Origin of the sequence: Microbacterium sp. Gd 4-13 (assembly GCF_003095395.1) — a bacterium.
Classification (GTDB): Bacteria; Actinomycetota; Actinomycetes; order Actinomycetales; family Microbacteriaceae; genus Microbacterium.
On record NZ_QEIJ01000005.1, the window covers coordinates 182,745 to 198,620 of the forward strand.

The 15,876-nt window shown below is 72.4% G+C and carries 14 protein-coding genes and 1 riboswitch; of the genes, 6 read left to right on the forward strand and 8 right to left on the reverse strand.

The genetic code is table 11. The features are described 5' to 3' along the window. Positions 1-217 precede the first annotated feature (217 nt). The 3 genes from DEA06_RS11320 to DEA06_RS11330 form a co-directional block, all read right to left on the reverse strand. Positions 218-1,003, reverse strand: coding sequence for an energy-coupling factor transporter transmembrane component T (locus tag DEA06_RS11320; RefSeq protein ID WP_116648100.1), 786 nt, complete (start codon positions 1,001-1,003; stop codon positions 218-220). Then, a complete protein-coding gene (locus DEA06_RS11325) occupies positions 1,000-2,469 on the reverse strand; it encodes an ATP-binding cassette domain-containing protein (RefSeq protein WP_240606918.1) in 1,470 nt (489 codons plus the stop codon). The genes DEA06_RS11320 and DEA06_RS11325 overlap by 4 nt, the downstream gene beginning before the upstream one ends. Beyond that, entirely contained in the window at positions 2,466-3,101 is a 636-nt protein-coding gene (locus DEA06_RS11330) for an ECF transporter S component (protein ID WP_116648102.1), read from the reverse strand. Before DEA06_RS11330 ends, DEA06_RS11325 begins: the two co-directional genes overlap by 4 nt. Then, positions 3,094-3,203, reverse strand: a riboswitch (TPP riboswitch). It overlaps the preceding gene by 8 nt. A 34-nt stretch (positions 3,204-3,237) precedes the next feature. Here DEA06_RS11330 and DEA06_RS11335 point away from each other — a divergent pair. After that, positions 3,238-4,758: a D-alanyl-D-alanine carboxypeptidase gene (locus DEA06_RS11335; protein ID WP_116648103.1), complete on the forward strand. Its 1,521-nt coding sequence runs from the start codon at positions 3,238-3,240 to the stop codon at positions 4,756-4,758. 101 nt (positions 4,759-4,859) lie between these two features. Here the strand turns inward: DEA06_RS11335 and DEA06_RS11340 are convergent, their stop codons facing one another. The 4 genes from DEA06_RS11340 to DEA06_RS11355 form a co-directional block, all read right to left on the reverse strand. Next, a complete protein-coding gene (locus DEA06_RS11340; RefSeq protein ID WP_116648219.1) occupies positions 4,860-5,774 on the reverse strand; it encodes a nuclease-related domain-containing protein in 915 nt (304 codons plus the stop codon). A 69-nt stretch (positions 5,775-5,843) separates the two neighbouring features. After that, complete coding sequence (locus DEA06_RS11345; RefSeq protein ID WP_116648104.1) at positions 5,844-6,362, reverse strand: hypothetical protein; 519 nt, start codon at positions 6,360-6,362, stop codon at positions 5,844-5,846. Then, positions 6,359-7,189, reverse strand: a complete 831-nt coding sequence (locus tag DEA06_RS11350; protein WP_116648105.1) for an LssY C-terminal domain-containing protein — start codon at positions 7,187-7,189, stop codon at positions 6,359-6,361. The genes DEA06_RS11345 and DEA06_RS11350 overlap by 4 nt, the downstream gene beginning before the upstream one ends. A gap of 1 nt (position 7,190) precedes the next feature. After that, positions 7,191-8,252 (reverse strand): enoyl-CoA hydratase/isomerase family protein, encoded by a 1,062-nt coding sequence (locus DEA06_RS11355; RefSeq protein WP_240606919.1) that lies wholly within the window; start codon positions 8,250-8,252, stop codon positions 7,191-7,193. A 113-nt stretch (positions 8,253-8,365) separates the two neighbouring features. Here DEA06_RS11355 and DEA06_RS11360 point away from each other — a divergent pair, with 113 nt between their 5' ends. Together DEA06_RS11360 and DEA06_RS11365 are read left to right on the forward strand one after the other, a co-directional pair. Beyond that, entirely contained in the window at positions 8,366-9,571 is a 1,206-nt protein-coding gene (locus tag DEA06_RS11360) for an ATP-binding cassette domain-containing protein (protein ID WP_116648107.1), read from the forward strand. Next, positions 9,568-10,386 (forward strand): ABC transporter permease, encoded by an 819-nt coding sequence (locus DEA06_RS11365; RefSeq protein ID WP_116648108.1) that lies wholly within the window; start codon positions 9,568-9,570, stop codon positions 10,384-10,386. Before DEA06_RS11360 ends, DEA06_RS11365 begins: the two co-directional genes overlap by 4 nt. A gap of 6 nt (positions 10,387-10,392) precedes the next feature. On the opposite strand, the gene DEA06_RS11370 is transcribed toward DEA06_RS11365, so the two are convergent. Then, the gene (locus tag DEA06_RS11370; protein ID WP_116648109.1) at positions 10,393-10,803 is read right to left on the reverse strand and encodes a hypothetical protein; all 411 of its coding nucleotides are present in this window, start codon (positions 10,801-10,803) and stop codon (positions 10,393-10,395) included. Positions 10,804-10,918: 115 nt separating this feature from the next. Between DEA06_RS11370 and cofG the strand changes: the two genes are divergently transcribed. The 3 genes from cofG to fgd are packed head-to-tail and all read left to right on the forward strand — an operon-like array spanning position 10,919 to position 15,866. Next, positions 10,919-13,363, forward strand: a complete 2,445-nt coding sequence (gene cofG / locus DEA06_RS11375) for a 7,8-didemethyl-8-hydroxy-5-deazariboflavin synthase CofG (RefSeq protein WP_116648110.1) — start codon at positions 10,919-10,921, stop codon at positions 13,361-13,363. Beyond that, positions 13,360-14,850: an NAD(P)/FAD-dependent oxidoreductase gene (locus tag DEA06_RS11380; protein ID WP_116648111.1), complete on the forward strand. Its 1,491-nt coding sequence runs from the start codon at positions 13,360-13,362 to the stop codon at positions 14,848-14,850. Before cofG ends, DEA06_RS11380 begins: the two co-directional genes overlap by 4 nt. Next, a complete protein-coding gene (fgd, locus tag DEA06_RS11385; protein ID WP_116648112.1) occupies positions 14,847-15,866 on the forward strand; it encodes a glucose-6-phosphate dehydrogenase (coenzyme-F420) in 1,020 nt (339 codons plus the stop codon). Before DEA06_RS11380 ends, fgd begins: the two co-directional genes overlap by 4 nt. Positions 15,867-15,876 lie beyond the last annotated feature (10 nt).

Sequence of the window (15,876 nt, forward strand, 5' to 3'; positions counted from 1 at the left end):
CGGCATCGAGGTCACGACGTCGATCGCTATCCTCCGCGACCCGGAAGACGCGGCGCCGACCATGAGCCGCTCGAAGCGCTGCCTGCGCTCGGCCGACCAGCATCCTGAACATCACTCCGACACTATCCAGATCCGATGGCGACCTGACGCGGTGAGGTGCCTCGACCGGGCGACGCGGGGCCCCGCACACGGCACCTCGAGGCGCACGCGCCGCGCGTCAGAGGCCGAAGATGGGGCGCCAGGCCCCGGAACCCACCGAGATGACGACGGATGCTGCGGCGATGACGACCGCGATCGCGATGAGGGCGGCGTCCCTCCCGCGCAGGCGTGACGGGCGCGCCCAGGTGCGGGGTCCGGGGGCGCCGAAGCCGCGCGACTCCATGGCGGTGGCGAGCTTCGAGCCGCGCCGGATCGCCAGCACCAGGAGCGCGAAGGTCTGTCCGAGCAACCGGCGCACCCGGCCGGCATCGGCGACCCCCCGCGCACGGCGGGCGAGGGCGAGCTCGCGCCAGTCCTCGATGAGCAGGCCGACGAGGCGCAGGCCCGCGAGTCCGCCGAGCACGAACCGCGCCGGCAGGCGCAGGATCTGGCCGAGGCCGTCGGCGAGATCGGTCGGGTCTGTCGTCGCGAACAGCACCACGCTCGGCACGGCGATGGCCAGGACGCGCAGCAGGATCGCGAGCGCCAGCGCGATCGAGCCGTCGCTGACGCGCAGCACGCCCCACTCGACGTACACGTCGCCGGCGGGCCGACCGTAGAGCACGGTGGCGGTCGAGGCGACGACGGCGCCCGCCGCGATCGGCCAGAGCCGCAACCACAGGTCGCGGATCGGCAGACGCGCGAAAGGGAGGAGCACCAGGGTCGCGACCAGCGTGACCCCCGCCGAGACGGGGTCGATCGAGGCGAGCAGCGCGCCGGTGAGCACGAGTGTCGCGGCGAGCTTCGCCACGGGATTGAGGCGGGCGAGCGGTCCGTCCGCAGGACCGAGCGTCGTCAGACTCATGAGCGCCCCACCTCGAGCTCGGCGTCGGCGAGCGCGGCCACGAGCTCCCGGTCGTGGGTGACGAAGGCCACGGCCGTTCCGTCGGCGCGGAGGCCATCGAGCAGGCCCGCGATCTCGCGCCAGGTGCGGGCATCCTGCCCGAACGTGGGCTCGTCGAGCACGAGCACGCGCGGGGCGGTGGCGATCGCCGCAGCCACGGTGAGGCGTCGCTTCTCACCGCCGGAGAGCGTGAACGGATTGACGTCGGCGAGCCGGGTCAACCGCAACCGCTCGAGCAACTCGTCCACCGTGCGCGCGATCTCGTCGGGATCGCGCCCGAGCGCACGCAGACCGACGGCGAGTTCATCGCGCACGCGGGTGGTGAGCAACTGATGCTCGGGCTCCTGGAACACCATGCCGATGCGCGTCAGCAGCTCGCGGGAACGCCACCGCGAGGGCGTCGCCGTCAGCTCGCCCGCGAGGGCCGCTGTCGCGGCCAGGGCGCCGCCGGCCGGCGCGAGCAGACCCGCGACGGTCAGCGCCAGGGTGGACTTGCCCGCTCCGTTGGGTCCGGTGACGGCGAGCGCTCGTCCGGCGGCGAGGTCGACCGAGATGCCGGATGCGACGACCGACGCCGCGCGCGCGGCGAACGCCCGACGACCCACCGACAGGTCGGATGCGGTCAGCAGGGTCTCGGATGCGGCGGACCTCGGCCGCCGATCGATCTCGACCGGGATGCCCGGTACCCACACGCCCGCTTCGGTCAGCGATCGGCCGTGCGCGGCGAAGACGGCACCGGGCGGGCCGTCGGCGACCACCCCGCCGCCGTCTCCGCCCTCGAGCACGATCACCCGGTCGACCGCGTCGGCCCACAGGGCGACTCGATGCTCGACGACGATGAGGGTCGCGCCGGTCGCCCGTGCCGCCGCCATGACGGCGTCGCGCACGAGCTCGGCGCCCTCGGGGTCGATGTTCGCCGTCGGCTCGTCGAAGAGCATGAGGCCGGGTCGCATCGCCAGGATCCCGGCCACGGCGAGGCGCTGCTTCTGCCCGCCGGACAGCCGGGACGTCGGGTGGTCGCGGCCGATTCCGAGACCCACGGCCTCGAGCGCGGCATCCACCCTCGACCAGATCTCCTCGCGTGCAACGCCGAGGTTCTCGCAGGCGAAGGCGACGTCGTCACCCGCCCGCGCGAGCACGACCTGAGCGTCGGGGTCTTGGAGCACCAGTCCCGCGCGACCGCGTGCGGCGGAGGGAGCTGCACCGTCGAGCGTCAGCTCGCCGGTGCTCTCCCCGTCGTCGAGGTCGCCGAGCACGCCCGCGAGGCCCCGCAGCAGCGTGCTCTTGCCCGAGCCGCTCGCCCCGAGGAGCAGCACGCGCTCGCCCGGGGCGATGTCGAGATCGAGCTCGCGCACGGCCCAGCGCCGGCGGCCGGCGTGACGCCACCCCCAGGAGCGGGCGCGGACGGCGGCAGGCGCCGATCTCACGCGGCGTCGGCTGCGGTTGTCTCGCGGGAGCGGTAGGCGCGGCCGGACGCGAAGCGGTCGAGCGCGCCGGTCGCGGCGAGCGCCCGGGCCAGCACCCACGACACGAGACCGGCGATCACCACGCCGGAGACGATCGCCGAGACGAAGTAGACCGCCCGGGCCTCGAAGGCGAGCGCGGCGACCGAGGAGAACGTCGTGTCGAGCAGCGCTACGGCGAGACCGGCGAGGGCGCCCGAGAGCAGGGCGACGCCGAGGCGCCAGTTGGCGTAGGCGAACAGGGCGAACGCGAGCTCGGCGCCAAGGCCCTGCACCACGCCCCAGATCAGGGTCGTGAAGCCCCACTGGGTGCCGATCGCCATGGAGACGACGGCGGCCACGATCTCGGTGTAGAGCGCGGCGCCCGGCTTGCGGATGATCAGACCGCCGAGCACGCCGGCGAAGAGCCAGCCTCCGGCGAGGAGCCCCGACAGGCCGGGGGTGAACGCCAGCGCGGTGTCGAGCACCGGCCAGGCCTGGCCCCACAGCCAGAAGACCAGCCCGGCGGCGACACCGATGACGCTGGCCACGACGATGTCGACGACGCGCCACGAATAGCGGTGAGTCCCGGTGGATGGGGACGCGGAAGTGTGCATTTTCTCTCCTCCCTGCGCTGGCATGACCCAGATCAGGTTCGACGGTCGAAGCGTGGATCGCTTCCTCTCAGCCCGGCTCACCGGACTCCCGTGGTTCCAGGCGAGTATAGACCCGCCCGCGAGGTACGTTAGGCGCATGGGACCCGACGCCACCGCGCCGCCGTCGCGGCGTGCGTTGCGCACGAGCACCACCGCGCCGCATCCGATCGTCGACGACGCCGCGCAGACGCCCGTCGAGGCTGCCGGCGACGCCCCGCAGGCCGATCCTTCCGAGCCCGTGCTCGATGACGCGCCCGCCGAGGTCGTCGCGGCGCAGTCCTCCCGCTATCCCGCGCTGACCTGGGTCGACGAGAGCCGTGTCTCGTCGACCGCCGCCCCGGCCTCTCTCGCGGTCGACGCGGCGCCCGTGGCGACGGGCACCGACCTGCTCGCCGGCGCACCCCGACGTTCGATCTTCCGCCCCGGGGTGCTCGCGCCCGTCTTTGTGATCCTCGCCGTGACCGGCGCCTACGTCGCCACGACCCTGCTCTGGCCGCTCTACGCGGTCGCCCCGCAGATCGAGGCGGTCGCCGTGCAGCCGGTCGCCGCCGCCGCCGCGACCCCCGCGTGGCCGACCGAGGGTGGAGCCGCGATCACCGTCGCCGGAGCCGGGGGGATCCTCTCGTCGTCGTCGGAGGCCGAGTCGATCGCGAGCATCACCAAGGTCGTCACTGCGCTCGTCGTTCTCGACGAGATGCCGCTGGCCGCCGGCGAGGCCGGACCTGATTTCGCGTTCACCGCGGCCGACCGCCGGCAGTACTGGGCCGACCGCGCCGCCGGCGAGTCGGCGCTCGACGTGCCGGTCGGCGGAACGCTGAGCGAGTATCAGATGCTCGAGGGTCTGCTGGTGGGTTCGGCGAACAACTACGCCGACCGCCTCGCGGGCAACCTCTACCCCTCCGACGCGGTCTTCGCGAGTGCGGCGCGATCGTGGCTCACGACCCACGGCATCTCGGGCATCACGATCGAAGACCCCTCTGGCATCGTCGCGGGCAACGCCGCCACCCCCGAGTCGCTCATCCCCCTCGCGATCAAGGCCCTCGAGAACCCCGTCATCGCCGAGATCGTCGCCAAGCCCGAGGTCGACCTGCCCGGCGCCGGCCGCGTCGAGAACACGAACGACCTGTTGGACGACCCGGGTGTGGTCGGGCTCAAGACCGGCACGCTCGACGCGTACAACCTGCTCGCCGCGAAAGACATCGCGATCGGCGACACCACCGTGCGCGTCTTCGGCTCGGTGCTCGGCCAGCCCGACCGGGCGACGCGGGATGCGGCGATGCGCAGCCTCTTCGCGCAGATCGAGACGGAGTTGCAGCCCGAGCCCTCGGTGCCCGCGGGCACCCGCGTCGGCACGATCGAGACGGCGTGGGGCGAGTCGGTCGACGTGGTGACCGCCGATGACGCGACCGTCGTGCTCTGGAACGGCGGCGCGGCCACCCCGGCCACCGATTTCTCGCTCGGCGACGCCGTCGACGAGGGCGCCGCCGTGGGGACGCTCGTGGTGACCGGCCCGCTCGACGCGGACTCCGTCGAGGTGCGCCTCTCCGGAGACATCGAACCCCCGTCGCCCTGGTGGCGTCTCACCCACCCGCTCGAACTGCTCGGCCTCAGCGGCTGACGCGGGTTCCCGCCGGCATCGCGTCCAAAACGCAGGACGAACAGCCCCTCCGGGGACGCCAACGGGCCCCCGCCCGCCGTTGCTCCTGCGTTCCGTGCGGCTCAGACGTGTCGCACGCGCTGCTGCAGTCGGGTGCGGATGTCGAACAGCTCGGTGCCGCCGATATCGCGGGCGCCGGTGACGCCCTGCCGCAGCAGGGTCGACAGACCCGACTGCGACACCACGGCGACGGGCACGCCGCGCACCTTGCCGAGGTCGGTGACCGCGCCGAGCACGTCACCGTCGGGGAGCACCACGATCGCGCCGCTGAAGCGCACTCCGGCCCCGCGCGCGATCACGCGCTGCCGCGAGACGAGCTCGGTCACGGGGGCACCGGAGACGTGGGCGCCGACGATCTCGCCGCGACGGAAGCCGATCGGGCCGCCGAAGTCTTCCGAGAGCACCGCGTAGAGGCCGCTCGGACCGAGCACGATGTGGTCGAGCTTGTCTTCCGGGTCGCCGTCGCGCGACGCGTCGACGTCGTGCCACACCGTGTAACCCATGCCGAGATCGGCGACGATGCGGGCGGTCGCCTCCTCGGCGAGCGCGTCGGCGAGCATGCGGCGCAGCTCGTGCGGCGCCGATCGCACGAGCTGCGGATCGTACGGATCGGGCAGCTCGACCCCGCGGCCGACCCACTCGCGCACGAGTGTCAGGTAGCGCTCGCGCCGCCACCCGCCGGGCTGGCCGTGCGTGCGGGCGCGCGGCCGCGTGTCGGCGCGGGGAGGACTCGCCCGCGGCGCCGACCACTCGGGCGCCTGCGTGCCGCGACCGCGGTCGTACGACGCACGCGCATCGGGCGTTCCGATGAGTTCCCAGGCGCGCTGCACCTGCACGAAGACCGCGGCGTCGCCACCGGTGTCGGGGTGGGTCTGCCGCAGACGCAGACGGTAGGCGCGACGAAGGGCCTCGTCGTCGACGTCGGAGGTCACTCCGAGCACCTCGTACGCCGACGCGGACACCGGGCTGTCGAACACCTCACCCTCCTCTGCCGCGCGCACACGCAGCATCCGACAGGCTAACCCGACGCAGGTGTGCGGGGGCTGTCAGTCACGCCGACGGCGGTGGGCGTACGCGGCGGCGCTGCGGCTGGACAGCGCGAGCAGGATGAGGATGTCGAGCGCCAGCGTCACCAGCGTGGTGCCCACCCGGATGTCCTGCCCCTGGGCCCACCACCCGGTGAACGCCGTCGAGATCGACAGCACCGCGAAGACCATCACGACGACGCGCGGGAAGTTGCGCCCGCGCAGGATCAGCAGCCCGAAGACGGCCTCGCCGAGCAGGAACCCGCCGCAGACGATGACGAAGATCACGAGCGTGACGCCGAGAAGCTCGGGGGTGATGTCGGTCGGGTCGTCGTCGAAGACGCTCACCCACGACGACCAGTCGAGCGCGACGATCGTGATCCAGAAGAACCCCGCCGCGACACGCAACAGCACGAGAGCGGCCCCCGCGGTGGTCGAGATCGGCCGTTTCATCGACGGGTCGGCGCGCGGCCTCTCGAGGGCGGCGGGCAGTTCGAACGCCGCCCGCTTCTCGGGCGGGTGCTCTTCTCGACGACTCATGCCGCCACCCCCGTCTCAATCGCGCTGACGTCGATGATGGGCAGGTCGCCGTCGGTGCGGATGCTGTCGCCCCCGCCGTTGCGGGAGTGGTACCCGGTCGAGAAGTCGCGGATGACGTCGACCCTCACGCGGGGCTCCGCCGCCGTGAGGGAACCGACGATGTGGTCGCGCTCGATGTCGGTGTCGGCGTCGATGCGGTGGGTGACCTGGAGGGTGAACAGCGACAGGCCCACCGCGGTGTCGAACGTGCCCGCCGCGACCCACTCGACGCGATAGCCGCCCGGCAGCAGCCACCCGTCCGGGCATCGCCAGAAGCGCACGTGATGGCGTTGCGACGGATTGCCGGCGAACTCCTGCTGGTAGGCGAAGTCCTGCTGCCGCCCGAACAGGAAGAGCGGGCTCACCGGCGCCTCGTCGTAGCTGCGGCGCGTCACGGTGGACGTGATGATGCGCCACGACGACCGCAGGGTCACCGGGTCGGCCGGCCGCCACGAGGCCGTCACGAGCGCCGCCTCGATCTGCTCGCGCGTGCCCATGAACGCGAGGTTCACCGGGTCGCCGAGCAGTCCGTCGCTCGTGCGGGCGCGGCCGATGAAGTAGTCGGGCACGTAGACGGCCGTGAGGATGCGGTGCAGGCGCGGCAGCACGAGGTAGGCCAGCAGCCCCCAGAACGCGATCGCCATGGGGATGCCCCACCAGCCGACCGCGAAGGTCTCGGTGAAGCCCAGGTAGGCGAGCCAGACCGACGCGAGCCCCGCGAAGACGAAGAAGAACCAGTCGAGCGCGGCAGAGAAGGTGCGCGGACGTCGCTTCTTCGTCGTGGCCATGTCAACTCCAGAGCGGTGTGGTGGGTCGATGGGCGAACGCCTCGGCGAGCGCGGTCGGCGCGATCTCGTCGAGCGACGCCGGAGCCCACCGGGGCGAGCGGTCCTTGTCGATGAGCTGCGCGCGGATGCCCTCGAGCAGGTCGGGCTGGGTCGCGGCGAACCACAGCACGAGGCCGTATTCCTGCTCGAGCGCGGCCCGGAGGTGCGGCAGCGTGCGGGCGCGGCGGACGGCCTCGAGCGTCACCACCATCGCCGTGGGTGAGAGCTCTCCGAGCGTGTCGGCAGTGGCGGATGCTTCGGGCTCCGGCCGTGCGCGCAGACGATCGACGATCTCGCCCACGCTGTCGGCGGCGAACGCATCGTCGATCCACACCCGAGCGGCCTCGAGCGGGGACGGCGGCGGGGTCTCGTCGAAGAGCAGCACCATCTCGGCCGGGGTGGACGGATCGGCCCGCGTCTCGAGAGCGTCGCGCAGCGCGTCGAGGTTCTCGCTCGGCACGACGTGATCCGCGAAGCCGGCGTAGACGGCGTCTGCGCCGTTCATCGACGCGCCCGTCAGCGCGAGGTACTCGCCGAGACGGCCGGGCGCCCGGCCGAGCAACCAGCTGCCGCCGACGTCGGGGGTGAGGCCGATGCGCGTCTCGGGCATCGCGAGCACCGATCGTTCGGTGACGACGCGCACGGTCGCGTGCCCGGCCAGGCCGATGCCCCCGCCCATGGTGATGCCGTCGGCGATGACGACGATCGGGGCCGGGTACTCGGCGATGCGGGCGTTCAGGGCGTACTCGTCGCGGAAGAAGACGCCCGCGGCGTCCGCGTCGCCAGAGCGGATCTGGTCGGCGAGCCCGCGCACGTCGCCACCGGCGCAGAACCCTCGGTCACCGGCTCCGTCGAGCAGCACGATCCCGACGTCGGGCTCGTGCTCCCACTCGTCGAGGGCCGCTCGCAGACTCCTCACCATGCCGAGGTCGAGCGCGTTGAGCGCCCTAGGGCGATTCAGCGTGAGGTGCCCGAGCCCGCTCGCGGCTCGAGCGATCACACGGGGTTCGGTCGCAGCATCCACTCCGTCACGGTAGCGCGCCGGGCGCGGCACGGTCTGAGACGCAAGGAAATGCGGGATCGGGGGGTGTTTCCGCCAAGATGGAAGGAACGCACGCATGAACGGGAGGTTTCGGCATGCCAGACGGACAGGTGCTGGAATTCTCCGGGCTGGTCAAACGCTTCGGCCCGGTCACCGCGGTCGACGGCCTCACCGCACGCGTCGAGCCGGGTCTGGTGACCGGGTTCCTCGGGCCGAACGGGGCCGGCAAGACGACGTCGCTGCGGATGCTGCTCGGACTCGTCCGCCCCACGGAGGGCACCGCCACGATCGGCGGGCGCACCTACGACAAGCTCGACCGACCGCTGCAGAGCGTGGGCGCCGCGCTCGAAGCATCCAGCTTCCACCCCGGGCGCACGGCCGCGAACCACCTCAGGGTCTACGCCGATGCCGGGGGCATCCCCCGCGCCCGTGTCGACGAGGTGCTCGGTCTCGTCGGGCTCTCCGACGTCGGCGGACGCAAAGTGGGCGGCTACTCGCTCGGCATGCGTCAGCGGCTCGGACTCGCCTCGGCGCTGCTCGGCGACCCCGGCGTGCTCGTGCTCGACGAGCCCACGAACGGACTCGACCCCGAGGGGATCCGGTGGATGCGGGGACTGCTGCGCACCCTCGCCGGCGAGGGTCGCACCGTGCTCATCTCGTCGCACCTGCTCGCCGAGGTGCAGCAGACCGTCGACGCGCTGCTCATCATCGCCTCGGGAAAGCTCGTCTTCCAGGGCGGCATCGAAGACCTCGCCGAGCGCAGCGAGCACGCGACGATCGTCGACGCCCCCGACCGCGCGGCCCTCATCGCCGCGATCGAGGCCGCCGGACTGGAGTACGCGGTGCTGCGCAACGGCCTGACCGTGCACCGGGTCGAACCGGTGGAGGTCGGCGCGATCGCCGGCGCGGCCGGCGTCGTGCTGTCGAGCCTGCAACGCCGCGGGGCCGGGCTCGAAGAGATCTTCCTCGACCTCGTCAACGGCGTCGTCGCCGCGCCCCCGGCCGATGCTGCGCCGAGCCCCGCGCCTCCCGCGGTCGAGCCCCAGCCGGCCCCTGAGCCCGAGCCTGCTCCTGAGCCTGAGCCCGAGCCGGAGGCGGTTCCTGAGCCCGAGCCGGAGGCGGTTCCTGAGCCGGAGGCGGTTCCTGAGCCCGTCGAAGGGACCACTCCGACGGACCCTTCCACACGCACTGCCACCGACTCCCCCGAGCCGTCGACCGCGGCCTTCACCGTCGCCGCCACCGGCGTGATCGACACCGTGCCGCCCGCCGAGAGCGACCCCGCCGAGGAGGAGCAGCGATGAGTCTCGCAACCGCAACCCGCTCCGAGCTGACCAAGCAGTTCACCACCTCCATCTGGTGGATCCTCGCCCTGGTGCTCGCCGTCTACGTCGCCGTCGTGGCGGCCGGTTTCGGGTGGGCCCTCGCCGCGGTCGCCACCGGTGCCCTCCCCGGCAGCACCGGCCCCGCTCTCGCGCTCGACACCCTCCCGCCGGTGATCTACAGCGTCGCCACCTCGTTCGGCTACGTCTTCCCGCTGCTCATCGGCACCCTGATGGTCACGGCGGAGTTCCGGCACAAGACGCTCACCCCCTCGTTCCTCGCCACCCCGCGCCGCGGCACGGTGCTCGCCGGCAAGGTCGTGGTCGCGCTCGCGATCGGCGCTCTCTACGGAGTGATCGGAACGATCGCCGCCGTCGGTCCGGGCGCGCTCGTGCTCGCCGCATCCGACGTTCCGACCCTGCTCGGAGAGAGCGACACCTGGGCCATGCTCGCCCGCATGGTGCTGGCCTTCGCGCTCTGGGCCCTCGTGGGTCTCGGCGTCGGAACGGTCGTGCGCAATCAGGTCGTGGCCATCGTGCTCGTGCTGGCGTTCACCCAGTTCATCGAACCGATCGCCCGGGTCGCGGGCGCGTTCGTCGAGGGGATCGAGCCGATCGCCCGTCTACTCCCCGGCGCCGCGGGCGACGCTCTCGTGGGCAGCAGCGCCCTGTCGGTCGCGGCGGCGAGTGCCTCCGAACCGCTCGAATGGTGGGTCGGCGGTCTCGTGCTGCTCGGCTACGCGGTCGTGTTCCTGGTCATCGGGCAGTTCACGACCTGGCGTCGCGACGTCGACTGACCCGGATCAGCCCCGCCGGCGGGGCTTCTTCTTCGCGATCGCCGCGACATCTTCGGGTTCGCCGTCGACCTCCAGACGCAGAGCCTGGAGAAGTGAGGCGCCGTGCTGCGTCGTGAGGATCAGCCGCTCGAACTCGTCGTGCCCTTCGAGGTCGATGACGACGCTCGATCGGCGCCGTCGGATGAGCACCAGGTCGTTACCCCCGGCCGACTTCCACGTTCCCATCGCGATCGCGACGGGCAGGTAGATGCCGGGGTTCGGCACACCGCGCAACCACGTCCACGCGTCGTCGGTGAGCTGGGCGCGCACGATCGTCTCGCGCGGCACACGCAGGTTGCCGCGGCGAAACGTCATCGCCTTCTCGGTCGGCGACAGCACGACCTCGAGCTGTGTCGAATCGAGCAGAAGCGAGACCATGCCTCCATCCTGCCAGCGGTCGACGCCTCCTTCCGGGCCGGATGCTCACAGGACGACAACGATCCGCCCCACGCCCGTCGGCCCCGGCGCGCGGGAGGCGGGATAGCCTGAAACCATGAGCGTCGGCAGCACCGTATCTCCCGTCGACGACCTGCTCGACGCACTCCGCGGGGGCGCGGCTCTCGACGCCGACGCAGCCGAGGTGCTGCTCGCCGCGACCGGCGCCGACCTCGAGGCGCTGCTCGACCTCGCGGCGGCGACCCGCGACGAAGGACTCGCGGCCGCCGGCCAACCCGGTGTCATCACGTACTCGCGCAAGGTGTTCGTGCCGCTGACGACCCTCTGCCGCGATCGCTGCCACTACTGCGTCTTCGTCGACACCCCCGGGCAGCTGCTGAAGAAGCGCAAGCCGGCCTTCATGTCTCCCGAGCAGGTGCTCGCGGTCGTGCGGCAGGGCCAGGCGATGGGCTGCAAAGAGGTGCTGCTCACCCTGGGCGACCGGCCCGAAGACCGCTGGCCCGAGGCCCGGGCCTGGCTCGACGAGCACGGCTATGCCTCGACCCTCGACTACGTGGCCGCGATCGCGCGACTGGTCACCGCCGAGACGGGGCTGCTCGCCCACGCGAACCCCGGGGTCATGCACGCCGACGAGTTGCGGATGCTGCGCCCCACCGCCCCGTCGATGGGCATGATGCTCGAGACCACCTCGCGCCGGCTCTTCGAGGAGCCCGGGCAGGTGCACTTCGGCTCGCCCGACAAAGACCCCGACCTGCGGCTGAAGGTGATCGACGAGGCCGGCGCGGCGGGCATCCCGTTCACCACGGGCATCCTCGTCGGGATCGGCGAGACGCTCCGCGATCGAGCCGAGTCGCTCATCGCGATGCGGGAGCTGCACGAACGTCACGGTCATGTGCAGGAGATCATCGTCCAGAACTTCCGGGCGAAGCCGCGCACCGCCATGCAGGACGCCCCCGACGCCGACCTGCTCGAGTACGTCGCCGCGGTCGCCGTCGCCCGACTCGTCTTCGGGCCCCACATGCGCATCCAGGTGCCGCCGAACCTCTCCGACGCGGCCGAGTTCGCGCTCCTGGTGCGCGCGGGTGCCGACGACTGGGGCGGCATCTCGCCGCTGACGGCCGACCACGTCAACCCCGAGCGCCCGTGGCCGCACCTCGACGACCTGGCGCGCATGACGGCCGAGCTCGGCTTCGCCCTGCGCGAGCGCCTGACGGCTCAGCCCCCGTTCGTCCGTGACGCTGACCGGTGGATCGACCCGGCCCTCCACTCCGCCGTCGCCGCCCTCGCCGACCCCGCGACAGGGTTGGCCGCGGATGTGACGGCGGCGCCTCGCGAACCGTACTCAGGCTCATCGGCACCGTCGTCGTCGCATACCCCCGGAATCTCGGGCGTGCCCGCGGTCGCCGACGCGTCCAGCCTGAATACGGGCGAAAGCCGCGTCGATACTGCCGGGGACGCCTCGCCCGACCGGCGTCCGAGCAGCGACGCGCGGCGGCTGGCGGAGGCCGCCGCGGGCGATCCCCTCGCGCTCGACGACGCCGAGTGGGCGACGCTGCTGCACGCGACGGGCACCGATCTCGACGCGCTCGCGGCCACGGCCGACGACGTGCGCCGGTATACCGTCGGCGAGACCGTCAGCCTCGTCGTCAACCGCAATCTGTCGTCGTCCGGGTTCCGCGCCGCCGGTCGTCGCGGCGTGGGCACGTTCGGCCTCGACGACGTCGCGCAGATCGCCGCCGACGCGGCCGACCTCGGCGCCACCGAGGTGTGCGTGCAGGGCCGGCTCGAGGCGTCAGAAGATCCCCGCGCCTACCTCGACATCGCGCGAGCGGTGAAGACCGCAGCCCCCGGCGTGCACCTCCACGCCTATCGCCCCCAGGACGTGTGGGACCTCGCCGACCGGGGCGGGCTCGGCCTCGACGGCGCTCTGGCCGCCCTCCGCGACGCGGGCGTCGACACCGTTCCCGGCACCGGCGTCAAGGTGCTCAGCGACCGGGTGCGCGCCCTCGTCGCCCCCGGTGACGTCGAGGTCGACCGCTGGGTCGCGGCCATCACCGCTGTCCACCGCGCGGGCTTCCGCTCGACGTCGGTGCTGTTCTACGGACACGTCGAGACGGCCGCCGAGCGCGTCGCGCACCTGCGCGAACTGCGCCGCATCCAGGGCGAGACGAACGGGTTCACCGAGTTCGTGCCCATACCTCTGCCGGGTCACAGCATCCCGCTCGTCGCCGGCCGCGCTCCGCTCGACGAGCACCGCGCGATGGTCGCGGTCTCACGCCTGCTGCTCTCGGGCAGCATCCCGCACGTGCAGATCCCGTGGACCCGGGTGGGGAAGGATGCTGCGGCCGAGCTGCTGCGCTCGGGCGGCGACGACCTCGGAGGAGCGCTCCTCGACGGACGCGTGCTCCCCGACGCCGGGGTCGAGCAGGGGCTCGAGCTGCCGGTCGCCGACGCCGCGCGGATCGCCGCACGCCTGTTCCGCCCGTTCCGTCTGCGCACCACCGACTACGGCACCCCGGCCCGCGGGCCGGGCATCCCGTGACCCGGGTCGACGTCGCGATCGTCGGGGCGGGGTTCGCCGGCCTCGGCATGGCGATGGCCCTGCGTCGCGCGGGCCGCGACGACTTCGTCGTGCTCGAGCGCGGCGAGACGGTCGGCGGCACCTGGCGCGACAACACCTACCCCGGTGTCGCCTGCGACGTGCCGTCGCACCTCTACGGTTTCGCCGCGCACCCGCACCCGGCGTGGTCGGCCACCTTCGCGCCGGGGCCCGAGATCCACGCCTACCTCGAAGCCGTCGCCGAGCACGAGAGGCTCGGCGACCGCCTGCGCCTGCGCACACCCGTGTTGGGCGCCGAGTGGGATGCTGCGGCCGCCCTCTGGCGGATCGACGCGGGCGGGGAGACCATCGAAGCGTCCTCGCTCGTGCTGGCGTGCGGGCGCCTGACCGAGCCCCACGTGCCGTCGATCCCGGGACTCGAGTCGTTCCCCGGCGCGATCTTCCACTCCGCGCGCTGGGACCACTCCGTCGAGCTCGCCGGCGCGCGCGTCGCGGTCGTGGGCACCGGCGCGAGCGCCGTCCAGCTCGTGCCCGAACTCGCCCGTACCGCCGACGTGACGCTGTTCCAGCGCACCCCCGCGTGGATCGTGCCCCGCGGCGGCCGCGACTACAGCGCCGAAGAGCGGGCGAGGTTCGCCACCCACCCCGATGAGCTCGCGCGGCTGCGCGCCGAGCTCTACGTCGAGGGCGAGGCGCGCTTCGCGTCGCGCTCGGGCGATGCCGCCGCCTCGGCCGCCGCCCGCGCGGTCGCTCACGCGCACCTGGAGCGTCAGGTCGCCGACCCCGTGCTCCGACGGGCGCTCACCCCCGACTACGCCTTCGGCTGCAAGCGGGTGCTGCTCTCCGACGAGTTCTATCCGGCGGTCGCGTCCGACGCGGTCGCCCTCGAAGCATCCGCCCTCGCATCGGTGGACGGAACAACTCTTGTCGCCGGGAGCGGTGCGCGGTACGAGGCCGACGTCATCGTGCTCGCCACCGGATTCGCCGCCTCGCGGCAGCCCTACGCCGAACTCGTGCGCGGGGAGGGTGGCACGACGCTGGCGGAGCACTGGGCGGACGGCATGACGTCGTTCGCCTCGACCGTCGTGCCGGGCTTTCCGAATCTCTTCGTGCTCAACGGGCCGAACGCGAGCCTCGGCCACAACTCGTCGGTGCTGATGAGCGAGGAGCAGGCGGCGTACGTCGTGCGCGCCCTCGTCGAGCGCGACCGTCGCGCCGACGGCGTGCTGCGCACCCGGCCCGAGGCCGAGGCGGCGTACACCGACGAGATCGCGACCGCCGCCGCATCCACCCCCTGGCTCACCGGGTGCGGCAACTGGTACGTCGACGATCGTTCGGGGCGGCTCACGCTGTTGTGGCCCGGCACCGTGCAGGCTTTCCGTGAGCGGCTCGCCGCCGCCGACGGAAGCGAATTCGAACCCGCGCACGCGCCCTCGCGTCACGGCCAGACCAGAGGAGAGACGACATGACCGTCCCGTTGCGTTTCGGATACAAGGCGTCCAGCGAGCAGTTCGGTCCGTCCGAGCTGCTCGATTTCGCCGTGCTGGCGGAGGAGATGGGGTTCGACTCCGTCTTCCTCTCCGACCATCTCCAGCCCTGGATGCACGAGGGGGGCCACGCCCCCGCGGCACTCCCGTGGCTCGGAGCGCTCGGCGCCCGCACGTCGACCATCGTGATGGGCACGTCGGTGCTCACCCCCACGTTCCGCTACCACCCGGGCGTCGTCGCGCAGGCCTTCGCGACCCTCGGTGTGATGTACCCGGGGCGGGTCATCCTCGGGGTGGGCACGGGTGAGGCGCTCAACGAGGTCACCCTCGGACTGGAGTGGCCCGAGCCGCCCGAGCGGTTCCAGCGCCTCAAGGAGGCGATCATCCTCATCGAGAAGCTCTGGGCCGACGAGCGCGTCACCTACGAGGGGACCTACTACTCGGTCAAGGACGCCACGATCTACGACCGCCCGCCGGCCGACCAGACCGTGCCGATCTACATCGGCGCGTCAGGGCCGGCGGCCACGCGCCTGGCCGGACGCATCGCCGATGGCTACATCACCACGAGCGGCAAAGACCCGGCGCTCTACACCGACACGCTGCTGCCCGCTCTCGCCGAAGGTCTGGAGAAGGCCGGACGCGAGGCCGACGCGATCGACACGATGATCGAGGTCAAGGTCTCGTACCACCCCGACCACGACACCGCGATGGAGAAGACCCGCTTCTGGGCGCCCCTCGCCCTCTCTCCCGAGGAGAAGCGCGACGTGCACGACCCGCTCGAGATGCAGCGGCTCGCCTCCGAGCTGCCGCTGGAGCGCGCGGCATCGCGCTTCATCGTCTCGACCGACCCCGATGAGCACGTCGAGAAGATCGCGCGGTACGTCGAGCTGGGCTTCCGTCACCTCGTGTTCCACGACCCGGGGCACGACCAGGCCGAGTTCCTGCGCATGTACGGGGCCGAGATCCTGCCGCGCCTGCGCGCGCGCTTCGCCGACTGAACCCTTCGCG

What these genes read in the sequence shown, in the direction of transcription:
- cofG (WP_116648110.1), top strand. Translation starts at nt 10,919, where the DNA reads ATGAGCGTCGGCAGCACCGTATCTCCCGTCGACGACCTGCTCGACGCA.
- DEA06_RS11320 (WP_116648100.1), bottom strand. Translation starts at nt 1,003, where the DNA reads ATGAGTCTGACGACGCTCGGTCCTGCGGACGGACCGCTCGCCCGCCTC.
- fgd (WP_116648112.1), top strand. Translation starts at nt 14,847, where the DNA reads ATGACCGTCCCGTTGCGTTTCGGATACAAGGCGTCCAGCGAGCAGTTC.
- DEA06_RS11370 (WP_116648109.1), bottom strand. Translation starts at nt 10,803, where the DNA reads ATGGTCTCGCTTCTGCTCGATTCGACACAGCTCGAGGTCGTGCTGTCG.
- DEA06_RS11330 (WP_116648102.1), bottom strand. Translation starts at nt 3,101, where the DNA reads ATGCACACTTCCGCGTCCCCATCCACCGGGACTCACCGCTATTCGTGG.
- DEA06_RS11365 (WP_116648108.1), top strand. Translation starts at nt 9,568, where the DNA reads ATGAGTCTCGCAACCGCAACCCGCTCCGAGCTGACCAAGCAGTTCACC.
- DEA06_RS11345 (WP_116648104.1), bottom strand. Translation starts at nt 6,362, where the DNA reads ATGAGTCGTCGAGAAGAGCACCCGCCCGAGAAGCGGGCGGCGTTCGAA.
- DEA06_RS11360 (WP_116648107.1), top strand. Translation starts at nt 8,366, where the DNA reads ATGCCAGACGGACAGGTGCTGGAATTCTCCGGGCTGGTCAAACGCTTC.
- DEA06_RS11335 (WP_116648103.1), top strand. Translation starts at nt 3,238, where the DNA reads ATGGGACCCGACGCCACCGCGCCGCCGTCGCGGCGTGCGTTGCGCACG.
- DEA06_RS11350 (WP_116648105.1), bottom strand. Translation starts at nt 7,189, where the DNA reads ATGGCCACGACGAAGAAGCGACGTCCGCGCACCTTCTCTGCCGCGCTC.